This is a genomic window from Streptomyces sp. UNOC14_S4 (assembly GCF_020740835.1).
Taxonomy (GTDB): domain Bacteria; phylum Actinomycetota; class Actinomycetes; order Streptomycetales; family Streptomycetaceae; genus Streptomyces.
Genome location: NZ_JAINFC010000127.1, coordinates 1 through 16839, shown reverse-complemented (window position 1 = coordinate 16839; position 16839 = coordinate 1). Strand labels below are relative to the sequence as shown.

The 16839-nt window shown below is 68.7% G+C and carries 20 protein-coding genes; 7 read left to right on the top strand and 13 right to left on the bottom strand.

Going from position 1 to position 16839, the window contains the following annotated elements:
• Nucleotides 1–215: 215 nt before the first annotated feature.
• The 6 genes from tgmC to K6I34_RS14240 all read right to left on the bottom strand — a co-directional run bounded on the left by tgmC (nucleotide 216) and on the right by K6I34_RS14240 (nucleotide 3413).
• Nucleotides 216–1364: an ATP-grasp peptide maturase system methyltransferase gene (gene tgmC, locus K6I34_RS14260; RefSeq protein ID WP_229325957.1), complete on the bottom strand. Its 1149-nt coding sequence runs from the start codon at nucleotides 1362–1364 to the stop codon at nucleotides 216–218.
• The gene (locus K6I34_RS38655; protein WP_308294005.1) at nucleotides 1361–1897 is read right to left on the bottom strand and encodes a hypothetical protein; all 537 of its coding nucleotides are present in this window, start codon (nucleotides 1895–1897) and stop codon (nucleotides 1361–1363) included. The genes tgmC and K6I34_RS38655 overlap by 4 nt, the downstream gene beginning before the upstream one ends.
• A 52-nt stretch (nucleotides 1898–1949) precedes the next feature.
• Nucleotides 1950–2318, bottom strand: coding sequence for an MvdC/MvdD family ATP grasp protein (locus tag K6I34_RS38650; protein WP_308294004.1), 369 nt, complete (start codon nucleotides 2316–2318; stop codon nucleotides 1950–1952).
• 10 nt (nucleotides 2319–2328) lie between these two features.
• Nucleotides 2329–2577 (bottom strand): putative ATP-grasp-modified RiPP, encoded by a 249-nt coding sequence (gene tgmA, locus K6I34_RS14250; protein WP_229325955.1) that lies wholly within the window; start codon nucleotides 2575–2577, stop codon nucleotides 2329–2331.
• 37 nt (nucleotides 2578–2614) lie between these two features.
• A complete protein-coding gene (locus K6I34_RS14245) occupies nucleotides 2615–2998 on the bottom strand; it encodes a VOC family protein (RefSeq protein ID WP_229325953.1) in 384 nt (127 codons plus the stop codon).
• 79 nt (nucleotides 2999–3077) lie between these two features.
• Nucleotides 3078–3413 (bottom strand): hypothetical protein, encoded by a 336-nt coding sequence (locus K6I34_RS14240; RefSeq protein ID WP_229325951.1) that lies wholly within the window; start codon nucleotides 3411–3413, stop codon nucleotides 3078–3080.
• Nucleotides 3414–3611: 198 nt separating this feature from the next.
• Here K6I34_RS14240 and K6I34_RS14235 point away from each other — a divergent pair, with 198 nt between their 5' ends.
• The 4 genes from K6I34_RS14235 to K6I34_RS14225 all read left to right on the top strand — a co-directional run bounded on the left by K6I34_RS14235 (nucleotide 3612) and on the right by K6I34_RS14225 (nucleotide 5490).
• Nucleotides 3612–4478 carry a helix-turn-helix transcriptional regulator gene (locus K6I34_RS14235; protein WP_229325949.1) on the top strand — a complete coding sequence of 289 codons (867 nt, stop codon included), beginning with the start codon at nucleotides 3612–3614 and terminating at the stop codon, nucleotides 4476–4478.
• Between the two features lie 14 nt (nucleotides 4479–4492).
• Nucleotides 4493–4726 (top strand): DUF397 domain-containing protein, encoded by a 234-nt coding sequence (locus K6I34_RS38875; protein WP_374230919.1) that lies wholly within the window; start codon nucleotides 4493–4495, stop codon nucleotides 4724–4726.
• The gene (locus K6I34_RS14230; protein ID WP_308294003.1) at nucleotides 4677–5030 is read left to right on the top strand and encodes a DUF397 domain-containing protein; all 354 of its coding nucleotides are present in this window, start codon (nucleotides 4677–4679) and stop codon (nucleotides 5028–5030) included. The genes K6I34_RS38875 and K6I34_RS14230 overlap by 50 nt, the downstream gene beginning before the upstream one ends.
• Before the next feature lie 100 nt (nucleotides 5031–5130).
• The gene (locus K6I34_RS14225) at nucleotides 5131–5490 is read left to right on the top strand and encodes a hypothetical protein (protein ID WP_229325947.1); all 360 of its coding nucleotides are present in this window, start codon (nucleotides 5131–5133) and stop codon (nucleotides 5488–5490) included.
• A 63-nt stretch (nucleotides 5491–5553) separates the two neighbouring features.
• Here K6I34_RS14225 and K6I34_RS14220 read toward each other — a convergent pair whose 3' ends face one another.
• Nucleotides 5554–5934, bottom strand: a complete 381-nt coding sequence (locus tag K6I34_RS14220) for a hypothetical protein (protein WP_229325945.1) — start codon at nucleotides 5932–5934, stop codon at nucleotides 5554–5556.
• Nucleotides 5935–6404: 470 nt separating this feature from the next.
• Here K6I34_RS14220 and K6I34_RS14215 point away from each other — a divergent pair, with 470 nt between their 5' ends.
• On the top strand, nucleotides 6405–9044 hold the full coding sequence (locus tag K6I34_RS14215; RefSeq protein WP_229325943.1) for a M4 family metallopeptidase: 2640 nt from the start codon (nucleotides 6405–6407) through the stop codon (nucleotides 9042–9044).
• Between the two features lie 25 nt (nucleotides 9045–9069).
• On the opposite strand, the gene K6I34_RS14210 is transcribed toward K6I34_RS14215, so the two are convergent.
• The 3 genes from K6I34_RS14210 to K6I34_RS14200 all read right to left on the bottom strand — a co-directional run bounded on the left by K6I34_RS14210 (nucleotide 9070) and on the right by K6I34_RS14200 (nucleotide 11080).
• Nucleotides 9070–9300 carry a hypothetical protein gene (locus K6I34_RS14210; protein ID WP_229325941.1) on the bottom strand — a complete coding sequence of 77 codons (231 nt, stop codon included), beginning with the start codon at nucleotides 9298–9300 and terminating at the stop codon, nucleotides 9070–9072.
• Nucleotides 9301–9405: 105 nt separating this feature from the next.
• Entirely contained in the window at nucleotides 9406–10083 is a 678-nt protein-coding gene (locus K6I34_RS14205; protein WP_229325939.1) for a DUF6585 family protein, read from the bottom strand.
• A 136-nt stretch (nucleotides 10084–10219) separates the two neighbouring features.
• Complete coding sequence (locus tag K6I34_RS14200) at nucleotides 10220–11080, bottom strand: fumarylacetoacetate hydrolase family protein (protein ID WP_229325937.1); 861 nt, start codon at nucleotides 11078–11080, stop codon at nucleotides 10220–10222.
• Nucleotides 11081–11199: 119 nt separating this feature from the next.
• Between K6I34_RS14200 and K6I34_RS14195 the strand changes: the two genes are divergently transcribed.
• Nucleotides 11200–11634 (top strand): MarR family winged helix-turn-helix transcriptional regulator, encoded by a 435-nt coding sequence (locus K6I34_RS14195; RefSeq protein ID WP_229325935.1) that lies wholly within the window; start codon nucleotides 11200–11202, stop codon nucleotides 11632–11634.
• A 102-nt stretch (nucleotides 11635–11736) separates the two neighbouring features.
• On the opposite strand, the gene K6I34_RS14190 is transcribed toward K6I34_RS14195, so the two are convergent.
• The 3 genes from K6I34_RS14190 to K6I34_RS14180 form a co-directional block, all read right to left on the bottom strand.
• A complete protein-coding gene (locus K6I34_RS14190) occupies nucleotides 11737–13266 on the bottom strand; it encodes a sodium:solute symporter (RefSeq protein WP_229325933.1) in 1530 nt (509 codons plus the stop codon).
• Complete coding sequence (locus K6I34_RS14185) at nucleotides 13263–13460, bottom strand: DUF3311 domain-containing protein (protein ID WP_229325931.1); 198 nt, start codon at nucleotides 13458–13460, stop codon at nucleotides 13263–13265. Before K6I34_RS14185 ends, K6I34_RS14190 begins: the two co-directional genes overlap by 4 nt.
• 191 nt (nucleotides 13461–13651) lie before the next feature.
• Nucleotides 13652–14977, bottom strand: coding sequence for a GDSL-type esterase/lipase family protein (locus K6I34_RS14180; RefSeq protein WP_229325929.1), 1326 nt, complete (start codon nucleotides 14975–14977; stop codon nucleotides 13652–13654).
• Nucleotides 14978–15237: 260 nt separating this feature from the next.
• Between K6I34_RS14180 and K6I34_RS14175 the strand changes: the two genes are divergently transcribed.
• Entirely contained in the window at nucleotides 15238–16632 is a 1395-nt protein-coding gene (locus K6I34_RS14175) for a DUF445 domain-containing protein (protein WP_229325927.1), read from the top strand.
• Nucleotides 16633–16839 lie beyond the last annotated feature (207 nt).

Sequence of the window (16839 nt, the reverse complement as noted above, 5' to 3'; positions counted from 1 at the left end):
CGATACGGGATGGGTGCCGTGCTCCATGCACCGTCGTTCCAGAACCCCGCCCTCCGGCCCCGCCCCCTCCGGCCGTTTTCTGCTCTCCGTTCGGGAGTTGCTGTCTCCCCGCCGTCCGACGCCTTCCGGTGGTCGTCAAGCGCTGGGGGGCAACCGCGATGCTTGCTGCTGTCCGCTTATGAAGGCTCCGTCGGGCGCCACGGGCGGTCTGGGCATCAGGCAGGCAGCTGCCAGGAAGGACCATCGGGGGTGCCGATCCAGACTGATTGGGTGTGGTCGGGGGTGATCGTCATCCCGAACGCGGACTGGTCCGGTGAGCCAGCGTTCTGCCAAGCGCGGAGGGCTGTCTCTACTTGATCCCACAGGTTCAGCGGTCCGTGCTGGTGGACCGTCCAGCCGTCGGCGGCGGGTTCGGTCCACGCCTGGGAGCCGGTGGCCACATCGAGCAGGACCACGTTGCCGCCCGATCCCAGGAACTCGGCCGAGGGGGAGGCGAGTTGGGCGACGAATCGGCCGGTCCAGTCCTGCAGAAGCTCAGGATTCACGGTGGTGATACGGGACTGGCCGGAGTGGCGATAGAAGCCGGAGCGGGGCGGACGCCGGTGGGGGCGAGCCAGCATGTAGGAGATGGTCTCCCCGGTGAACCGGCCAGTGGCGCTGCCGTCTTCGCCGACGGTCAGACAGGCCAACCCATGGGCCTCCATCCAGCCACCGAGTGTGGCGGTGATGATTCCACCGACACTGGTCTGCCAGATCCAGGACCGGGGGATGGTCCGCACCGCGCAGGTCGCCACGATGCAGTCGTATTCAGCCTCGTCCTCCCACCCCTCCAGCCCGTCTCCAGTGACCAGGGTGGGGTTGTGTCCGGCGGCGTGGATGCGGTCGGCGGCAAGCGCAGCCAGCATGGGGTCGTATTCGATGGAGACGACGTTCTTCTCCCCGAGCCGGTGGCACAGGATGGCGGTGGAATAGCCGGTACCGGTGCCGATCTCGAGTACTTTGTCGCCGTCATGGATGTCGGCAGCCTCCAGCATTCGTACGACGAGTGACGGCAGGGTGCTCGACGAGGTGGGGGTGCCATAGATCGGTTCTGCGGCATCGGTCGCGGCGATGCCGTCCACTTGTGTGACCCAGGTGTCGTTGGTGTAGACGAGCTCCAGCCACTCCGTCCGGGTCATCTCGGACCGGTGCACCGGCTCCCACAAGGTGCCGCGTTCTCCATGGCCCATGCGGTAGACGGCGTCTCCGAGGAACAACTCACGAGGCACGGTCTCGATGGCTGTCCGCCAGGCGGGGTCGGTCATCGAGCCGTCGGTGGTGATGGCGGCTGCCAGTGAGCGGCGAAGGGTCGTGGGGTTGGTCATGTCGTCTCCGGGTGCTGGAGCTGGTCGGCGAGGGCGGCTGCGATCTGGCGGGGTACGGGGTCGGGGAACCAGGCCCACTGGCCGTTGGGATTGCACTCGTAGAACCACCAGCCGCCGTCCTTGTCGAGACCGAAGTCGAAGGCACCGAAGACCAAGCCGAAGGCACGCAAATAGTCGCGGACGGCCATTGCCACTGCCGGTGGGGTGTCGATGAGGGAGTAGGTGAGATGGTCGTAGTGGCGGCGCCAGTCCAGCCCCGGGGCACCGTCGATGCGGACGGCCCACAGGTGTTGGCCGACAGCGGTGAGCCGTACGTCCGCGACTTTGTCCACGCGACGCTGGAACAGGTGGGCCGTTGCCCGTACCGCGTCAGTGATCTGTTCGTGTTCGATCTCGGCGACCCAGATCGAGCGAGCTTGACCGTCTGTCGCCGCGTAAGGGGTGTTCCACAGTGGCTTGTACACCACCGGCGCATGCTCGACAGCCGTGTTCCGGGCCGCCACCGGGTCATTGGTGATCACGCTGTGGGGCACGCGTAGTCCGCACCGTGCGGCCGTGGCCAGCTGGGCGGGTTTGTACTCGGCGTCACGGACCTTCCATGGATGGTTGAACGTAGCCAGCGCGGGGCAGGGCGGCCAGGACGCCACCGAGGCCGTACCGGGACTGGTCGATCGCCCACCGCGCGTCGTCGCCGGTGAGCCCTGGGGCGGTATAGGGGCGAGGCCGCCGCCAGTACACCGACTGCACGGTAGTCACGTCCACGAGACGTGTGGCCGTTGCGATGGCGCCGCTGAGACCGCCACTGTCGGCGTGCACATCCATGGTGATCGCGTGCGGGAAGTCCCCCGGGTCGAGGCGAACGACCGGGGTTCCCCGGCCGTTCAGCTCCTCGATCACCAAATCAGCCGTGACGTCGTCGAGCTGAGTCACCACGAGCACGAGGTCATCGTCCATGGCGACCGACTCAGTCGGTGTCGCTGTCCTGATCGTGCCCCTGGTCCGGACCGTCTTTCCGGTCACCGGTCGTGGTGTTCGTCTCGGTCCCGGTGTTGGACTTGCGGTGCTTGCTTGTCGCGGGGACCGGTAACCCGTCCGGCCCCAGCCGAGTGGGGATCTGCGACACCGGGTCGAGGATCAGCCGCTGCTGCGGCAGCGGTCCGGATGCCGGAAAGGGTTCCATCCTGCTCAGCCCCCATGGGAGGACGTGCGGCATGTCCATCTCCTTCGGTCGTCCGAGGATGCGGTCGCCATCAGCCCGAGGCTACGAGCTCGATCTCGTAGCCGTCCTCGTTTTCGAGATAGGCCGCGTAGTGGTCGGGGCCGCCCGCGTGGGGGTGGCGGCCTGGGAAGAGGAGGCGCCAGCCGTGGGCCTTGGACTCCGTAGCCAGGGCTTCGACTTCGGCTTCGTCCGCCACGTGGAAGGCCAGGTGGTTCAGGCCCGGGTGGCGACGGTCGTGGTCGGGGGCGGTGAGGGCCGGGGACTGTTCCACGACCAGGTAGAAGTGGTCCAGGCGCCAACTGCGGCCCCATTCCCAGGACTGGTACGGCTCGTAGCCCAGCCGTTCCAGGAGCCAGCCGAAGGATTTCGAGGCGTGGGCGAGGTCGGGCACCCAGAGTTCGATGTGGTGCGGCATTCCTCTCATGCTGGTCTCCCAGGCTTGCCGTGGGTGCGCGCCGTCAGGCGTTGCCCGTGTGTGCGGGCCGTGCTCGCGCTCACAGTCCATGCTCCAGGCGCCAGTGGGTGCGCTGCCGGACCAGCGCGGTCGCCGTTCTGAAGTCGTTCCCCGACTCCATCGCCTCCTGGTACGCCGCGATGTCCTTCGAGCATTCCTCGCAATCGAACGGCGGCCGCTTCAGCTGCGGCCACCTGGTGGCTCTCGCGCGCTCCTCCCGCGTCGCCAGCCGCAGGTCGGAGAAGAGCGCTTTCCACTCCTCGCCGCCTCCGGGTGCTCTGAGGTGCGCCTGCTGCCCGAGGCTGTCGATCACCTGGGCCACTCGCGCCCGATCCCCGCGCGTGTCCACCACGAACGCGCCGTTCCTGTACGTCATCGCTTCGCGCCGCCTTCCCCTCCGCTACGCGCTGTAGCCATGACCACCATGGGCCGCCTCAAGGCCCCTGCGCAACTCAATGACGGTCATATTGGGATCAGTTCACTCCTGTGAGTGAAGGCTTTGCCCAGAGGCCGGAATGGTTCGGGTGTCTGGACCACACTGGGCACCGTGTGCGACCTGCAAGGGGAGGAATGTATGAGGGATCAGTCGCGCCGCCCGGCCCGTCGACGACGGCTGGGCTCGGAGCTGCGGGCTCTCCGCGAGGCGGCCAGTGTGTCGCTCGAGGAAGCGGGAAGAGCACTGCACGGCGACAAGACGAAGATCAGCCGACAGGAGACGGGGCAGCAGCGTGTCAGCCGACTTGAACTCGAAGTCCTGCTCGGCCTCTATCAAGCCGCGAACGAAAAGGTGCGGGAACGCCTCATCGCGTTGTCGGCCGAAGAGAGCAGGCACGGTTGGTGGCGGCGGCACGGCGAAATGCTGCATGACGGGTTCAAGGAGCTGTTGTCCCTGGAGGCGGATGCCGTGCGGATTTCAGCCTTTCAGACACAGGTTGTCCCGGGCCTTCTGCAAACCCAGGAGTACGCCACCGCTGTCATCTCCGGGTGCTCCGATCCCTTGGCCAAGGAGGAGCTGGACACCTATGTCGACTTCCGCATGAGCCGGCAGAGCATCTTTCTGCGAGAGAACCCTCCGGAGTACCGGGCGGTCATCATGGAGGGTGCGATCCGCCAGCAGATCGGCGGTGCTGAGGTCTTGGCCGACCAGCTCCGGCATCTGGTGGCCTTGAGTCAGTCTCCCGCGCTGACGATCCAAGTCGTTCCCCTCTCCCGGAGTGTGTTCATCGACACAGGCGGCTCCTTTGTCATCTACTCATACCCGGACCTCATGGACTTGGACGTCGTGCAGGTCGAGCACCTCGACAGCGTGTTTTACCTGGAGGACGATAAAACGGTGTCGAAGTACCAGAGAGTTATTGACGGGTTGCGTGGGTCCGCGCTACCGCCGGATCGATCGATCCAGTTCATTTCATCGATCGCACGCGACCTTGAGGGTGAGTGAAGGGATGGTTGGTGATGCATCGCAACCTACCGAGAGGTGATCGACGGAAGTCCTCATACAGCGGCGACACCGGTCCGCAATGTGTCGAAATGTGTCCGACCTACGGCGACCCCATAGCCATAGAAGACACGAAGGATCGCCCTCGTGGCACCCTTGCCATCCCTTCCCACGCTTGGACGGACTTCATTGGCGCCACGCATGGCGATGCCCTCTGCACGCCGATCACGCGCGGCTTACGGAGTGGATGAGGTGCATGTCGTGACACTCCATCGTGGATGGCGCAAGTCCTCCTACAGCATCGACAAGGAGGGCAGTTGCGTCGAAGTGTGGCCGATCGGTAACGGCTTGATGGTCATGGGCGACGGGCAAGCATGGTGTAAATCCTCCTACACCCCCGACGAAGGTCCTAACTGCGTTGAGATACGTGCGTTTCGTAACCTAATAGCCATAGGCGACAGTAAAGGCCGCTGCCACGGCGCACTCACTGTCCCATCTCGCACCTGGAGACACTTCACTCGCGCTGTGCGTCACGATCACCCTGCGGCCCGCTGAGAAACACCTTACGCGCGCCGCGGCTTCGCGGTCGGGCCAGGTCCCGCCAAACGATTCCCGGGGCTCCATGACGTCGAGAGCCAGTGCTACCGTGCCGCATATGGTAGGTGGTGAAATCAGCCGACATGCACTTGATCAAATTCGACACGCGACACACGAATGGGCAAGCGAATGGGGCGAGGAGGCCCCGAAGAACGTTCGCGCCGTGTTGACTACACACGACGAGGGGGTTCGAAAAATCTACGGCAATAGGGTGCGTTCCACGAGCGACGAGACTTACCTCGTTATTCTGGAAGGGGCGTTCACCCGCTCCCCCTCCGGCTCACCGAAAGGGGATTGGGCAGCTTTATTCCTGACGCTGTCGCCGCAAGTTGCGGTGCGTTCGTACACTGTCCGGCCGCTCTCACATGTTCCAGACCTCGTTCTGGAAGAGCTGGGGCCCGTAGCATTCATCGACTGATGAGATACTCGGGATGGAAGCACTAGATGTGCACGCCGAACTAAGTTGTCGGCTCGGAGTACATCAGCGGTTGCAGGATCCCTTGCCGCCGACCTCGAAGTTTCCCGGGTGCGCGCGCCAGTCGTCGTCGGAGATCCCGATCACTATGCGTCCAGGGGGAATGCAGGCCCACTTGGCATTCGGGGTGCTGGAGTCGGCGTACTCGTGCAGCCATACATGGCGGTCACATCCCTCGCTATTGATCATGTTTATGGGCCAGCGAGGAAACGGATATTCCATGGCCTCGCAGGGGTAGCTGTCCAGAGTCTGGTAGTCGCCAAATCTCTTTTCGAACGTGTCGACCCAGTACAGCCTGTCAGGGTGTGCGCTGGCCGGCGTGACTGTTGTGATGACGGCGGCAAAGAGCGCGATGGTCAGGGCCAGGAACCTTTTCGGGTGAGCCATCGGTTCAGCCTCCTTTGAGGGAATCCAATGACACAGTGAACGACTGCGGCGTGACACCGCTAGACGGGTGGCAGGTGAATCTAACCGCTTCGGGGCGCCCATGGAACCCCGAAGCGCGAAATGGAATATCCAGTTCTACTTGGGGCGCGCCGCTCGCTCGTTTCGGCTGGTAAGCATCTAGGTGGCCGACTCGCCATTGATGAACACCCCGCCCTGCCGCTTCCATTGCGCTCTGTCCGACGCAGTTGCCCCGTGCAGTTGCACGCAGATGTTGGAGGGGGACCTTGCGCAAGCAGAGAGCGAGAACCAGAGCTTCCATATCCACCAGCGGCATAGCCGGAAGTGCGGCGGCGCTCGTCAGCGTCGCCGCACTTGTGGTTTCTGCGGTGCCCGCCGTCGCGGCGACCGCGCCGCGTGGGGACGGGCCCGGGCAGGTCGTTCCTGGTCAGAGGAGTGCGACGCCCTCGCTCGTGGAGGGGATTCGCGAGCGGGTCACGGCCGGCGGCAGCGCCGCCGACGCCGCGCGGCAGTACCTCGCCGACAAGAAGAGCCGGTATCACATCGCCGCGCCCGCGCGTGATCTCAAGGCGATTCAGACCACCACGTCCGGCGCCACCGAGACCGTCCGGCTTCAGCAGAAGCACCGCGGGGTCGACGTGTTCGGCGGGCAGTATGTGGTCCGGATGGAGAAGAAGGGCGGGAAGCGCGTCGTCACCGGCACGTCGGGGAAGTACTTCACCGCTCTGACCGCCGACACCACGCCCGGAATCGACGAGGCGCTCGCCATTGAGCGGGCCGTCGACGCGACGTACGCGGATCTCGTGGCGAAGAAGCCCGCCAAGGACGCGGGTGACGAGCAGGTGCCCCTGGCCGGGGAGGCGCGCGGGCTTGTCGTGCTGCCCAGGGGCGCCGGTGTGCTCACGCAGCACGTGACCGTGCGCGGTAAGGACCCGGCGACCGGGGAGCCCGTGCTGCGCGAGGTGTATGTGGAGACGAACGGCGGTTATCCGGTCCTTCAGTACAGCGGGATCAGGACGTTCGCGGGGCCGGGGCAGACGGCCGGTGGCGAAGCCGCCGCGCAGCGGCAGCAGCGTCGCGCTCTCGTCGACGGGATCCAGGGGTCCGGCGTGAAGTTCGACGGGAAGACCGTCGAGCTCAACCTGACCAAGGACGACGCGAACAAGCAGTACGTGATGCGCGACCGTACCCGTTCGCAGGACGGCAGCGACAAGAACCAGCTGTCCACGTGGGACGCGCGCAAGTTCACCGTCGGCGATGTGTCGGGGAACTGGCCGGCCAACATCAAGGAATTCGCCGCTCCGGGGCCGAATTTCGGTCAGGAAGCCACGGACGCGGGTGCCGTCGACGCGCACTGGGCCGCGGGCAAGGTCTACGACTACTACAAGAGCGTGCACGGCCGGACGAGCCTCGACAACCGGGGGATGGCCCTCAATTCCCTGGTGGGCGTGAGCTTCAACGGGATGCCGTACGTGAACGCGTTCTGGGACGGCACCAAGATGGTGTACGGCAACGGTGACGCGGAATACCGCCCGCTGTCCGCCGGGCTCGACGTCGTCGGTCACGAGATGACGCACGGCGTGGTGCAGAACACCGCCGAACTCGTCTACGCGGGCCAGTCCGGCGCCATGAACGAGGCGCTCGCCGACTACTTCGGCAACGCCATCAAGACGGACGCGTACGGCATTCCGATGGACAGCCCGGATTCGGGGCTGCTGGGCGAGAAGCTGTGCCGGACGAAGACGCCGCGCGCGTGCGCGATCCGTGACATGAACGACGGGAGGACGACCTCCAAGTCCTTCCTGGGCGTGGCGATCGGCACGGACAACGGGGGCGTGCACCTCAACTCCACGATCTTCTCGGGTGCCCTGTGGGACATCCGCAAGGACCTCGACCGGACGCTCGCGGACAGGATCGTCTACAAGGCGCTGAGCGAGTACATGACGCCGCTGGACGGCTTCACCGAGGGCCGCGCGGCCGTGCTCGCCGCGGCGAAGGACCTGGGCGTGTCGGCCGGTGAACAGCGGGCGGTGGAGCGGGCGTTCAACGCCCACGGCATCGTGCCCGGCTGGGAGCTGGCGATGGGCGTCGACTCCGACCTGCTCTTCGGGAACGTCAACACGAACCAGTCGCGCGTGGGCGCGGGCGGCGGCTGGTGGGCCGCGTCCAAGTCCAACGACGAGGGCTCCGAGCCGTACACCGTGTGGGCGGGCCGGCTGGACGGCTCCGGCGACAAGAAGGTGATCAGCCCGAATGACGGCTTCTACCACTCGGACCCGGTGACCGACGGCAAGTGGGTGGTCTGGAAGACGTACACGCGGGGGTACGTGCAGGTACAGGCGCGGCAGATCGCCGGTGGGCCGGTCAAGAGGCTCTACGGGGGCCGACGCGGGATCACCAACGCGCACATCGAGGGCGGTGTCGCCGTCATCGACGCCATGACGGGCATCACGGGGCCCACCCGCCGGCACACGCTCTACGTGAAGCTGAGCGACCCGTCCCCGGAGTCGCGCTTCGTGGACGACGGCGCGCTCAGCCTCTCCTCCTCCGAGTCCGCCATCAGCCACGGCAGGATCTCGTACATCAAGACGAACTGGGAAAAGAGCAGGCCCACGTTCGGCGTGGAGGTCCTGGACCTGAACACCGGCAAGCGGACGACGGTGCAGGGCCCCTCGCTGCCCCTGCTCGGGCAGACGGCCATCAACGGCAACAGTGTCTACTGGCTGGTCTACAGCGAGAAGCAGAACGACGCGCCGGTCATCCGGCGGGCGAACCTCGACGGCTCGGGCGTGCAGGACATCAGCCCGGCGACGGGGCCGGACGCGCTGCGCGCCTTCGACCTGTCGGCGACGGACGACGCGCTCACGGTGAACGCTACGACGGCGACGCCCGACACCTCGTACCGGAACGAGACGCTGGCCAAGCTGTGGCAGTTCACGCCGGACGGCTCGTGGCGGGGGCGCGTGTCGTGCAACCGCGGTGAGCAGAAGTCGGCCGCCACACCGGGCGGCAAGCAGGTGGTGTGGGTGGACTCCACCACCGGGCACACCGACCTGGTGACCCGGACGCGGCCCGCGGGCACCTGCGGGTGATCCGCCGGCGCTGAAGAACCGGCGGTCAGTCCTCCGTCTGTCGGGAGCGGACCAGGGCGATCAGGCCCAGGCCCGCTCCCGACAGCATCAGTCCGCCGCCGAGGATCAGCCGATCGACGACGGCCTGGCCGCCGTGGCCGACCGCGCTGGCGGTCTGCGCACAGGCCAGGAGGACGAGGGTGAGGGCACCGACGAAGGCAGCGGGGCGGCGTCTTCGTTCGCGGGGGATGCGGGGGATGTCGGATGACTTGCGCATATCCGACAATATGCCCCCTCGGAGGGCATGGATCGGGTAGCCACACGCGCTTGTCCCCCGCGCTCCACGTTCACGCGGTTCACGCGCCGGCCGTCGGCTCCGCCGTCACCGCGGCAGTTGCTGCGCGAGGGTGAGGAGCAGGTACAGATTCGGGATCTTGTTGATGCCGCTGCTGATCATCAGGAGCTTGCCGCTCGCGTCGTACGCCTTCAGCATCCCGTCCCGGAGGACGACCTCGGCGATCCGCGACCAGCTCGCGGTCTTCTTCTCCGCCGACATGCCATCGCGGTCGAGGGAGACGTGGCCGAACGTCAGCGTCTCCCCGCGGCTCAGCCGTTCGATCGCCGACGGCAGCTGCGCGCTCGTCACGCCCTTCTGGACCTCCGGGCCCCACGCCCTCTCGTACACGACGCCGGGCCCGCGCGTGTGGGACGTGGCACCCAGCCGGTCGAGGTGGCGGCCCAGCAGGTCGTTGCTGCCCCGCCCGACGGTCAGCGCCGCGCCGTGCGCGTCGATCAGCGTGTACGTGGAGTGCCGGAGGGCGCCGTTGACCTTGACCAGGTTCTGGAGGACCGCGGCGGTCGCGTCCCAGCGGCGTACCTGTTCGAGTCCCTCGGGATCCGTGACGACCAGCCCGTGCTCGTACAGGTGGAGCCGCGCCTCGCCCCAGCGCTTGCGGAACGTGCCCTGCTGGTTGGGGGCCGTCATCCGCCAGCGGCCCAGCCGCTCCCGCTCGGCCAGCTCGGCCGCATGGCCGTCGGGTCTGAATTCCTGCTCGTCCATGGGTCCCCCGGGTGAGAGGTCGGTGCCGTCGGCCGGCACGACCGACAGGCGTCGCCCACAGATCGTAGAGAACAGGCTTCCGAATGGGGACCCCTGATCCCGGACGTCACACCACGCCATGCCCCGCTGCGCCCCGCTATGCCGCCGGTTTCAGCGTCTGCCGCTGCCGCCCCAGCCCGGTGATCTCCAGTTCGACGACGTCGCCCGCGCGCAGGTACGGCTTGGGGTCCGGGTGGCCGTCGGCGACGCCCGCCGGGGTGCCCGTGTTGACGACGTCGCCCGGGTAGAGCGTCATGAAGCGGCTGACGTAGCGGACGACCTGGGCGACGGGGAAGATCTGATCGGCCGTCACCGCGTTCTGGCGCAGGGCGCCGTTGACCCAGAGGCGCAGGTGGAGGGCCTGGGGGTCGGGTATCTCGTCCGGCGTCACCAGCCACGGCCCCAGCGGGTTGAACGTCTCGCAGTTCTTGCCCTTGTCCCACTGGCCGCCGCGCTCCAGCTGGAACTCGCGCTCGGAGACGTCGTTGGCCACCGCGTACCCGGCTATCGCGGCCAGCGCGTCCGCGTCCGTCTCCAGGTGGCGGGAGGTACGGCCGATGACGACGGCCAGCTCGATCTCCCAGTCCGTCTTCTCGCTGCCGCGCGGGACCAGCACCGTGTCGTGCGGGCCGACGACGGTATCCGGCGCCTTGAGGAAGAGAACCGGCTCCGCGGGGACGGGGGCGCCGATCTCGGCCGCGTGCCCATGGTAGTTGAGGCCCACGCACACGATCTTGCCGATCCGGGCGACCGGCGGGCCGACGCGCAGGCCCGCCGAGTCGAGTACGGGCAGGATCCGGGCGCCCACCGCGGCCCGTACGCGCTCCAGCGCGGAGCGGTCGGCGAGCAGCTTCCCGTCGATGTCGTCCACGAGGGTCGTGAGGTCGCGCAGCGTCCCGTCGTCCTCCAGCAGCGCCGGGCGTTCCGCTCCCACCGGCCCCACACGCAGCAGCTTCATTCCTTGATCGTCCAGGAGTGAAGGCGGCCTTCACAAGGGGCATTTCGGTCCGTGGACGAAGGGCCGGGACCGAAACCACCCTTGACCTCAAGCGCACTTGAGGTCCTAGCTTCGCGGTCATGACGAACGGAACCGCGGCCACCGACCGACCCATCGCCTACGTGGCCTGGCACGCCGCCAAGGCGATCCTGCGCCACAGCCAGAGCGCCCTGGCAGCCATCGACCTGACCCAGCCGCAGTGGTGGGCGCTCAACAACATCGCCCAGGCCGAACACGGCCTCACCAGGGGGGAGATCCGCGCCCGGCCCGTCCCGTACGACATGGGCCCCGAGGCGATGGCCCACGCCGCGGACGCCCTCGCGCACCGCGGCTGGCTGAGCACGGACACGGACGCGGACGGCCGACTGACTCTCACAGAGCGGGGCCGCGCGGGCCTGGCGACAGCGAAGGAGCACATGGCCCGGGTACGCGCCGACCTCCTCGGCGACATCACCGACGAGGAGTACGCGACGGCCGTCTCCGTGCTCCAGCGCGTCACCGACAACCTCGCCTAAGCGCTCCGCTGGAAAACCGGTACGTGAACTGCGGGTGCGTCGTGGCTGGTCGCGCAGTTCCCCGCGCCCCTTCGGGGCGCTGCCGAACCGCACCGGACTTCGTCAGGCCCGCCTAGGCGCCCCGCTGAGCTCGGCCTCGTCCGGCCCCGGGTCCCTGGCCAGGACCTCCTCGTCCGGGCGGGCCAGGTCCGCCGGGCGCGGCTTCGGGCCCAGCCAGGAGACGAGCAGGGCCACGAGGACGTTCGGGACGAGGGCCAGGGCGCCCGCGTTCACGCCCCAGACGGGGTCGTGTTCGGTGAAGACCAGGGCGCACACCAGCGCGCCGCCCACCACCAGGCCGCTCAGCGCGCCCCACAACGTCAGCTTCCGCCACAGCAGCCCCAGCAGGACCATCGGGACGAGCTGGGCCATGCCCTCGTACGAGATGAGGGAGAGCCGTACGAGCGTGTTGGGCGCCGCGTAGGTGAGGATCAGGGCCAGCGCGCCCGCGACCACGACCACCACCTGGGCGCCGAGCTTCTGCCGGTCGGGGCGCCCGGCGAGGCGCGGCATGGCGCCCAGCACGCTCTTGCCCCACATCGTGCCGATGACCAGCATGAACACCGCCATCGGCACGATCGACGACAGCGCCGCCGCCACCCCGATCAGACCGACCGCCCACGCGGGCAGCGAGTCCACGACGAGCTTGAACAGCGCCAGGTTGGAGCCCGCGCCCGTGAGCCCCGGCACCACGAAGATCGCCGCCATGCCGAGCAGCATCGGCACGAACAGCAGCACGTTGTAGAACGGCAGCAGCATCGCGTTGCGGCGCAAGGCATCGGCGTTGCGCGCGCCCAGGTAACCGGCCACGGTGGTCGGGAAGATGACGACCGTCAGCGAATTGAGGAAGCTCGTCGTCACGAACCAGCCGCCGCCGAGCCCGCTGCCGCCGTGCCCCGTGAACGTCAGCCACTCCGGCTTCTCCGCCACGAGCCGGTCGAGGAACGGCCCGTAGCCGTCGAAGTAGTGCAGCGGCACATAGATCGCGAGGAAGCCCAGCGTGCCGATGACCAGCACGTCCTTGAGCACCGACACCCACGCGCTGCCGCGCAGCCCGCTGACGACCACGAAGCCGGTCGTCACGGCGAAGGCGATGAAGTACGCCCAGTTCAGGCTGATCGCCCCGTACGAGATCGTCGAGACGACCACCCCCATGCCGGTGATCTGGAGCTGGATGTACGGCAGCAGGCAGACCGTCGCCAGGACCGCCACGAGCGTGCCCAGCCAGGGCCTGTTGTAGCGGTGCGCGACCATGTCGGTGATGCCGACCAGCCCGTGCCTGCGCGCGTACGCCCAGAGGGTCGGGCCGACGACGTAACCGATCGCGTAGCCGCACGACATGTACGCGATGACGTAGAGGACCGGGGCGCCGTGGTTGTACCCCCAGCCCGCCGCGCCGAGGTAGCTGAAGCTCGTGTACCCCTCCCCCGCCATCAGCACCCAGATGAAGACCGTACCGAGGCTCCGGCCCCCGACCGACCACTCGGCGAGCCCGCCGCCGCCTCCTCTGCCGCGCACGGCCAACAGCCCGAGGCCGACCGTGAACACCATGAAGACCGCGAAGACGGTGGTGGCGACCGTGGCGTTGTTCATGCGCGTCCCCGCTTCTTGTCACCGCGCCAGGCGAGGTACACGGCGGCGGGCGTGAGCAGCGTCGCGAGAAACACCCAGAAGAAGAGGAAGGGCGCCCCGAGAACGGTGGGGCGGACCCTGTCCACGAGGGGAAGGGCGAGGAGGAAGAGAACGTAGGGAATGAGCAACCACAACAGGGTGGGACGTTTCAGCACGGGGCCGACCCTACGCGGAGCGCCCCTTCAGGGGCGCGGGGCTCTGTTGCATTTGCGGCTCCGCCGCGTGGGCGCGACCAGCCACGACGCAACCCGCAGCCGCATGCCGGGTGCAAGAGGCACCCCGGTGGGCGCAGCCGCGGACCGAGCGCAGGGCGCAGTGGGGGGCCGGGGGCGCGAGCCCCCGGGGGTCACAGCGGAGTGACCGCGGCTCCCCGTAGCGCGCCGACATCCACCGCATCCGCCATCGCCCGGTACCCCGCGTCATTCGGATGCAGCCCGTCCCCCGAGTCGTACCCCGGCAGGAGCCGCTCCGGGTCCCGCGGGTCGCGGAGGACGCGGTCGAAGTCCACGACCGCGTCGAAGACCCGGCCCGAGCGGATGACCTCGTTCACGCCCTGGCGCGTCGTCTCCTGCCGCTCCACCGTGCCCGCGTGCCCGCCGAACGGCGTCAGCGTGGAGCCCACGACGCGCAGGCCCCGCGCATGGGCGCGCTCCACCAGGGTGCGCAGGCCCTTCAGGATGCGCTGGGGGTCGTCCACCTGCGGGCGGCGCAGGATGTCGTTGACGCCGAGCATCATCACCACGACCCGCACACCCGACCGGCTGAGCACGTCGCGGTCGAAGCGCTCCAGGCCACTGGGGTTGTTCACCGGCGGCGGCCCCGAGTTGCCGAGCAGGATGCGGTTGCCGCTTATGCCCTCGTTGAGGACGCTGTAGCGGGGCGCGTCCGGCTCGCTGCGCAGCCGGGCGGCGAGGAAGTCCGGCCAGCGGTGATTGGCGTCGACCGTCGAGTTCACACCCGCCGTGATCGAGTCGCCGAAGGCGACGACCGCGCCGCGCGCCTCCTGGGACCAGACATCCACGGCCGTCAGGTACCGCCAGTACGGCACCTTCGTGGTGTAGCCGCCGCCCTGCACGTCCTCCGTCCGGTCGCCGCGGGCCGCGTAGGACGTCTGGCGTGCCTGCGGCTGGTACGTCACCGGGCCGGACGGTGCCTCCGTGTACGTGGTGACCAGCAGGTCGGACCCGGCGGACACGGCGAGCTGCACGGGGTCGCTGAGCAGCGACTGCCCGGGCGCGATCGTCGCGGCCGGGTTCCCGCCGAAGGTCAGCCGCCGCATGGTGCCGGGCACCGCCGCGGGTGTGTCGTGGGCCGTGGCCACGGCCAGTGAGGCGTGGCCGACGGGCAGCGGCCGGGTGCCGAACAGGTTGGAGAGCTGGATGCGCACCGACGTGCCGCTGACGCCGTTGCGCACGACGTTCCGGAGGGACATGCCGGGGAAGCCCCGCAGCGTGTTCGACTCGGCGGCGGCCGGGGCCGTGGACCAGGAGCCGACCCACTCGCCGGAGGCGGCGGGGGCGGCCGTGCCACGGGTCTCGTGCGGGCTCGACGCGGGCCCGCGGCCGTGGCCGCCCACCCCGACGAATATCGCCGTCGAGACGATGATCACCACGGCTGCCAGCGCGGCGAGCACGGCGTACGCCGTACCGCGGGACAGAGGTGGCCTGTTCATGGCGAGCTCTCCTGGGCGTGACGGAGCGATGCGCTCCGGGTGCGGGACCGGGGACGAAAACAGCGACTGATCAGCAACAGCGCCCTCGCGGTCCGATCGCCGTTCCATGATCCCACGGCGTCCTGGGGGCGCGCCTGTCGGCCAGTGGGTCACGCAACGTGTCACATGCGACTTGTCAGACGCCGGGAACTCCGACTTCGTTCCAGGAGTAGGTCAGGCAGGGACAATGCATGTGAAGACGGATCGAACGGGTGGTGTGGATGGAACGGTCCCCCGACGGCGGCGCGGACGCGTCCGCCCCTTCCCCGGACGCGTCCGGGGGCCCCTCAGGAGACCCTTCCGAAGGCTCCTCCAAAGGCTCCTCCGGAGGAGTGCTGCCCGCGTCGCCCAGCGGCCTCACCTACAGCGCCTCCGACGAGGAGAAACGGCGCGGCGTGCGCCGTATGAAGACCCTCGCGACCGGGCTTCTGCTCCTGGTCGCCGCCGTCTACGCCCTCGCCACCTGGGGCAGCTCCGCGGGCGCGGGCCCCTGGGCGGGCTATGTCGCGGCGGCCGCCGAGGCGGGCATGGTCGGCGCACTGGCGGACTGGTTCGCCGTCACCGCGCTCTTCCGGCGCCCGATGGGCCTGCCCATCCCGCACACGGCGATCATCCCCACCAAGAAGGACCAGCTCGGAGCGAGCCTCGGCGAGTTCGTCGGCGAGAACTTCCTCTCCGGCGAGGTCGTACGGCTGCGGCTGCGGACCGTCGGCATCGCCTCCCGGCTGGGCGGCTGGCTGGCCGAGCCCGCGCACGCCGACCGGGTGACGAGCGAGCTGGCCACGGCCCTGCGCGGCGCGCTCACCGTCCTGCGCGACTCCGACGTCCAGGCCGTGGTCGGCGAGGCCATCACCCGGCGCGCCGACGCCCAGGAGGTCGCGCCGGGGATCGGCGCCATGCTGGAGAAGATCGTCGCCGACGGCGGGCACCGCAGGGTCGTCGACCTCGTGTGCGTCCGCGCCCACGACTGGCTCCTCGAACACGGCGACTCGGTGATGCAGGCCGTCACCGGCGGCGCGCCCGGCTGGACACCGCGGTTCGTCGACCGCAAGGTCGGCGAGCGCGTCTACAAGGAGCTGCTGCGCTTCGTCACCGAGATGCGGGACATGCCGGACCACCCGGCGCGGGGAGCCGTCGACCGCTTCCTCACCGACTTCGCCGACGACCTGCGGTCCGACACGGACACCCGGGCCCGGGTCGAGCGCCTCAAGTCCGAGGTGCTCGGGCGCAGCGAGGTGCAGGACCTCATCGCCTCCGCGTGGGGCGCCGTACGCGCCATGGTCGTCGCTGCCGCGGAGGACGAACGCAGCGAGCTGCGGCTGCGCGTACGGGCCGGCCTCGTCTCGCTCGGCACGCGCCTGGCGAGCGACGACCGGATGCGGGCGAAGGTGGACACGTGGCTGGAGGACGCGGCGGTCTACGTCGTGACCACGTACCGCGACGAGATCACGGCGCTCATCACGGAGACCATCGCGGGCTGGGACGCGGACCACACGTCCCGCAAGATCGAGGCCCACATCGGCCGGGACCTTCAGTTCATCCGCATCAATGGAACGGTCGTGGGTGCCCTCGCGGGCCTGGCCATCTATACGGTGTCGGGCTTGTTCGGGGGGTAAGCCCCTGAGGCTCCGCCCCTGGGCCCCGCGCCTACCGGGCCGCCTCTTGCGCTGCGCGTGCGACTGCGGCTCCGTCGTGGCCGGTCGCGCCCACGCGGCGGAGCCGCATGATGTCGCAGCCCCGCGCCCCTGATCACTCCAGCGACTTACGGGAGTCGCCGCCCTCCAGCCCGGCCTTCTCCAACGGTTTCCGAACGACCCCCACCC

Bases quoted from the DNA above. Each gene is read 5' to 3' on its own strand.
- K6I34_RS14195 (WP_229325935.1), top strand. From the start codon at position 11,200: ATGACGAACGGAACCGCGGCCACCGACCGACCCATCGCCTACGTGGCC.
- K6I34_RS14205 (WP_229325939.1), bottom strand. From the start codon at position 10,083: ATGGACGAGCAGGAATTCAGACCCGACGGCCATGCGGCCGAGCTGGCC.
- K6I34_RS14230 (WP_308294003.1), top strand. From the start codon at position 4,677: ATGGCGATGCCCTCTGCACGCCGATCACGCGCGGCTTACGGAGTGGAT.
- K6I34_RS14175 (WP_229325927.1), top strand. From the start codon at position 15,238: ATGGAACGGTCCCCCGACGGCGGCGCGGACGCGTCCGCCCCTTCCCCG.
- K6I34_RS38875 (WP_374230919.1), top strand. From the start codon at position 4,493: ATGCATCGCAACCTACCGAGAGGTGATCGACGGAAGTCCTCATACAGC.
- K6I34_RS14225 (WP_229325947.1), top strand. From the start codon at position 5,131: ATGGTAGGTGGTGAAATCAGCCGACATGCACTTGATCAAATTCGACAC.
- K6I34_RS14240 (WP_229325951.1), bottom strand. From the start codon at position 3,413: ATGACGTACAGGAACGGCGCGTTCGTGGTGGACACGCGCGGGGATCGG.
- K6I34_RS14235 (WP_229325949.1), top strand. From the start codon at position 3,612: ATGAGGGATCAGTCGCGCCGCCCGGCCCGTCGACGACGGCTGGGCTCG.
- K6I34_RS38650 (WP_308294004.1), bottom strand. From the start codon at position 2,318: ATGGACGATGACCTCGTGCTCGTGGTGACTCAGCTCGACGACGTCACG.
- K6I34_RS14200 (WP_229325937.1), bottom strand. From the start codon at position 11,080: ATGAAGCTGCTGCGTGTGGGGCCGGTGGGAGCGGAACGCCCGGCGCTG.
- K6I34_RS14210 (WP_229325941.1), bottom strand. From the start codon at position 9,300: ATGCGCAAGTCATCCGACATCCCCCGCATCCCCCGCGAACGAAGACGC.
- K6I34_RS14245 (WP_229325953.1), bottom strand. From the start codon at position 2,998: ATGCCGCACCACATCGAACTCTGGGTGCCCGACCTCGCCCACGCCTCG.
- K6I34_RS14190 (WP_229325933.1), bottom strand. From the start codon at position 13,266: ATGAACAACGCCACGGTCGCCACCACCGTCTTCGCGGTCTTCATGGTG.
- K6I34_RS14220 (WP_229325945.1), bottom strand. From the start codon at position 5,934: ATGGCTCACCCGAAAAGGTTCCTGGCCCTGACCATCGCGCTCTTTGCC.
- tgmA (WP_229325955.1), bottom strand. From the start codon at position 2,577: ATGCCGCACGTCCTCCCATGGGGGCTGAGCAGGATGGAACCCTTTCCG.
- K6I34_RS14180 (WP_229325929.1), bottom strand. From the start codon at position 14,977: ATGAACAGGCCACCTCTGTCCCGCGGTACGGCGTACGCCGTGCTCGCC.
- tgmC (WP_229325957.1), bottom strand. From the start codon at position 1,364: ATGACCAACCCCACGACCCTTCGCCGCTCACTGGCAGCCGCCATCACC.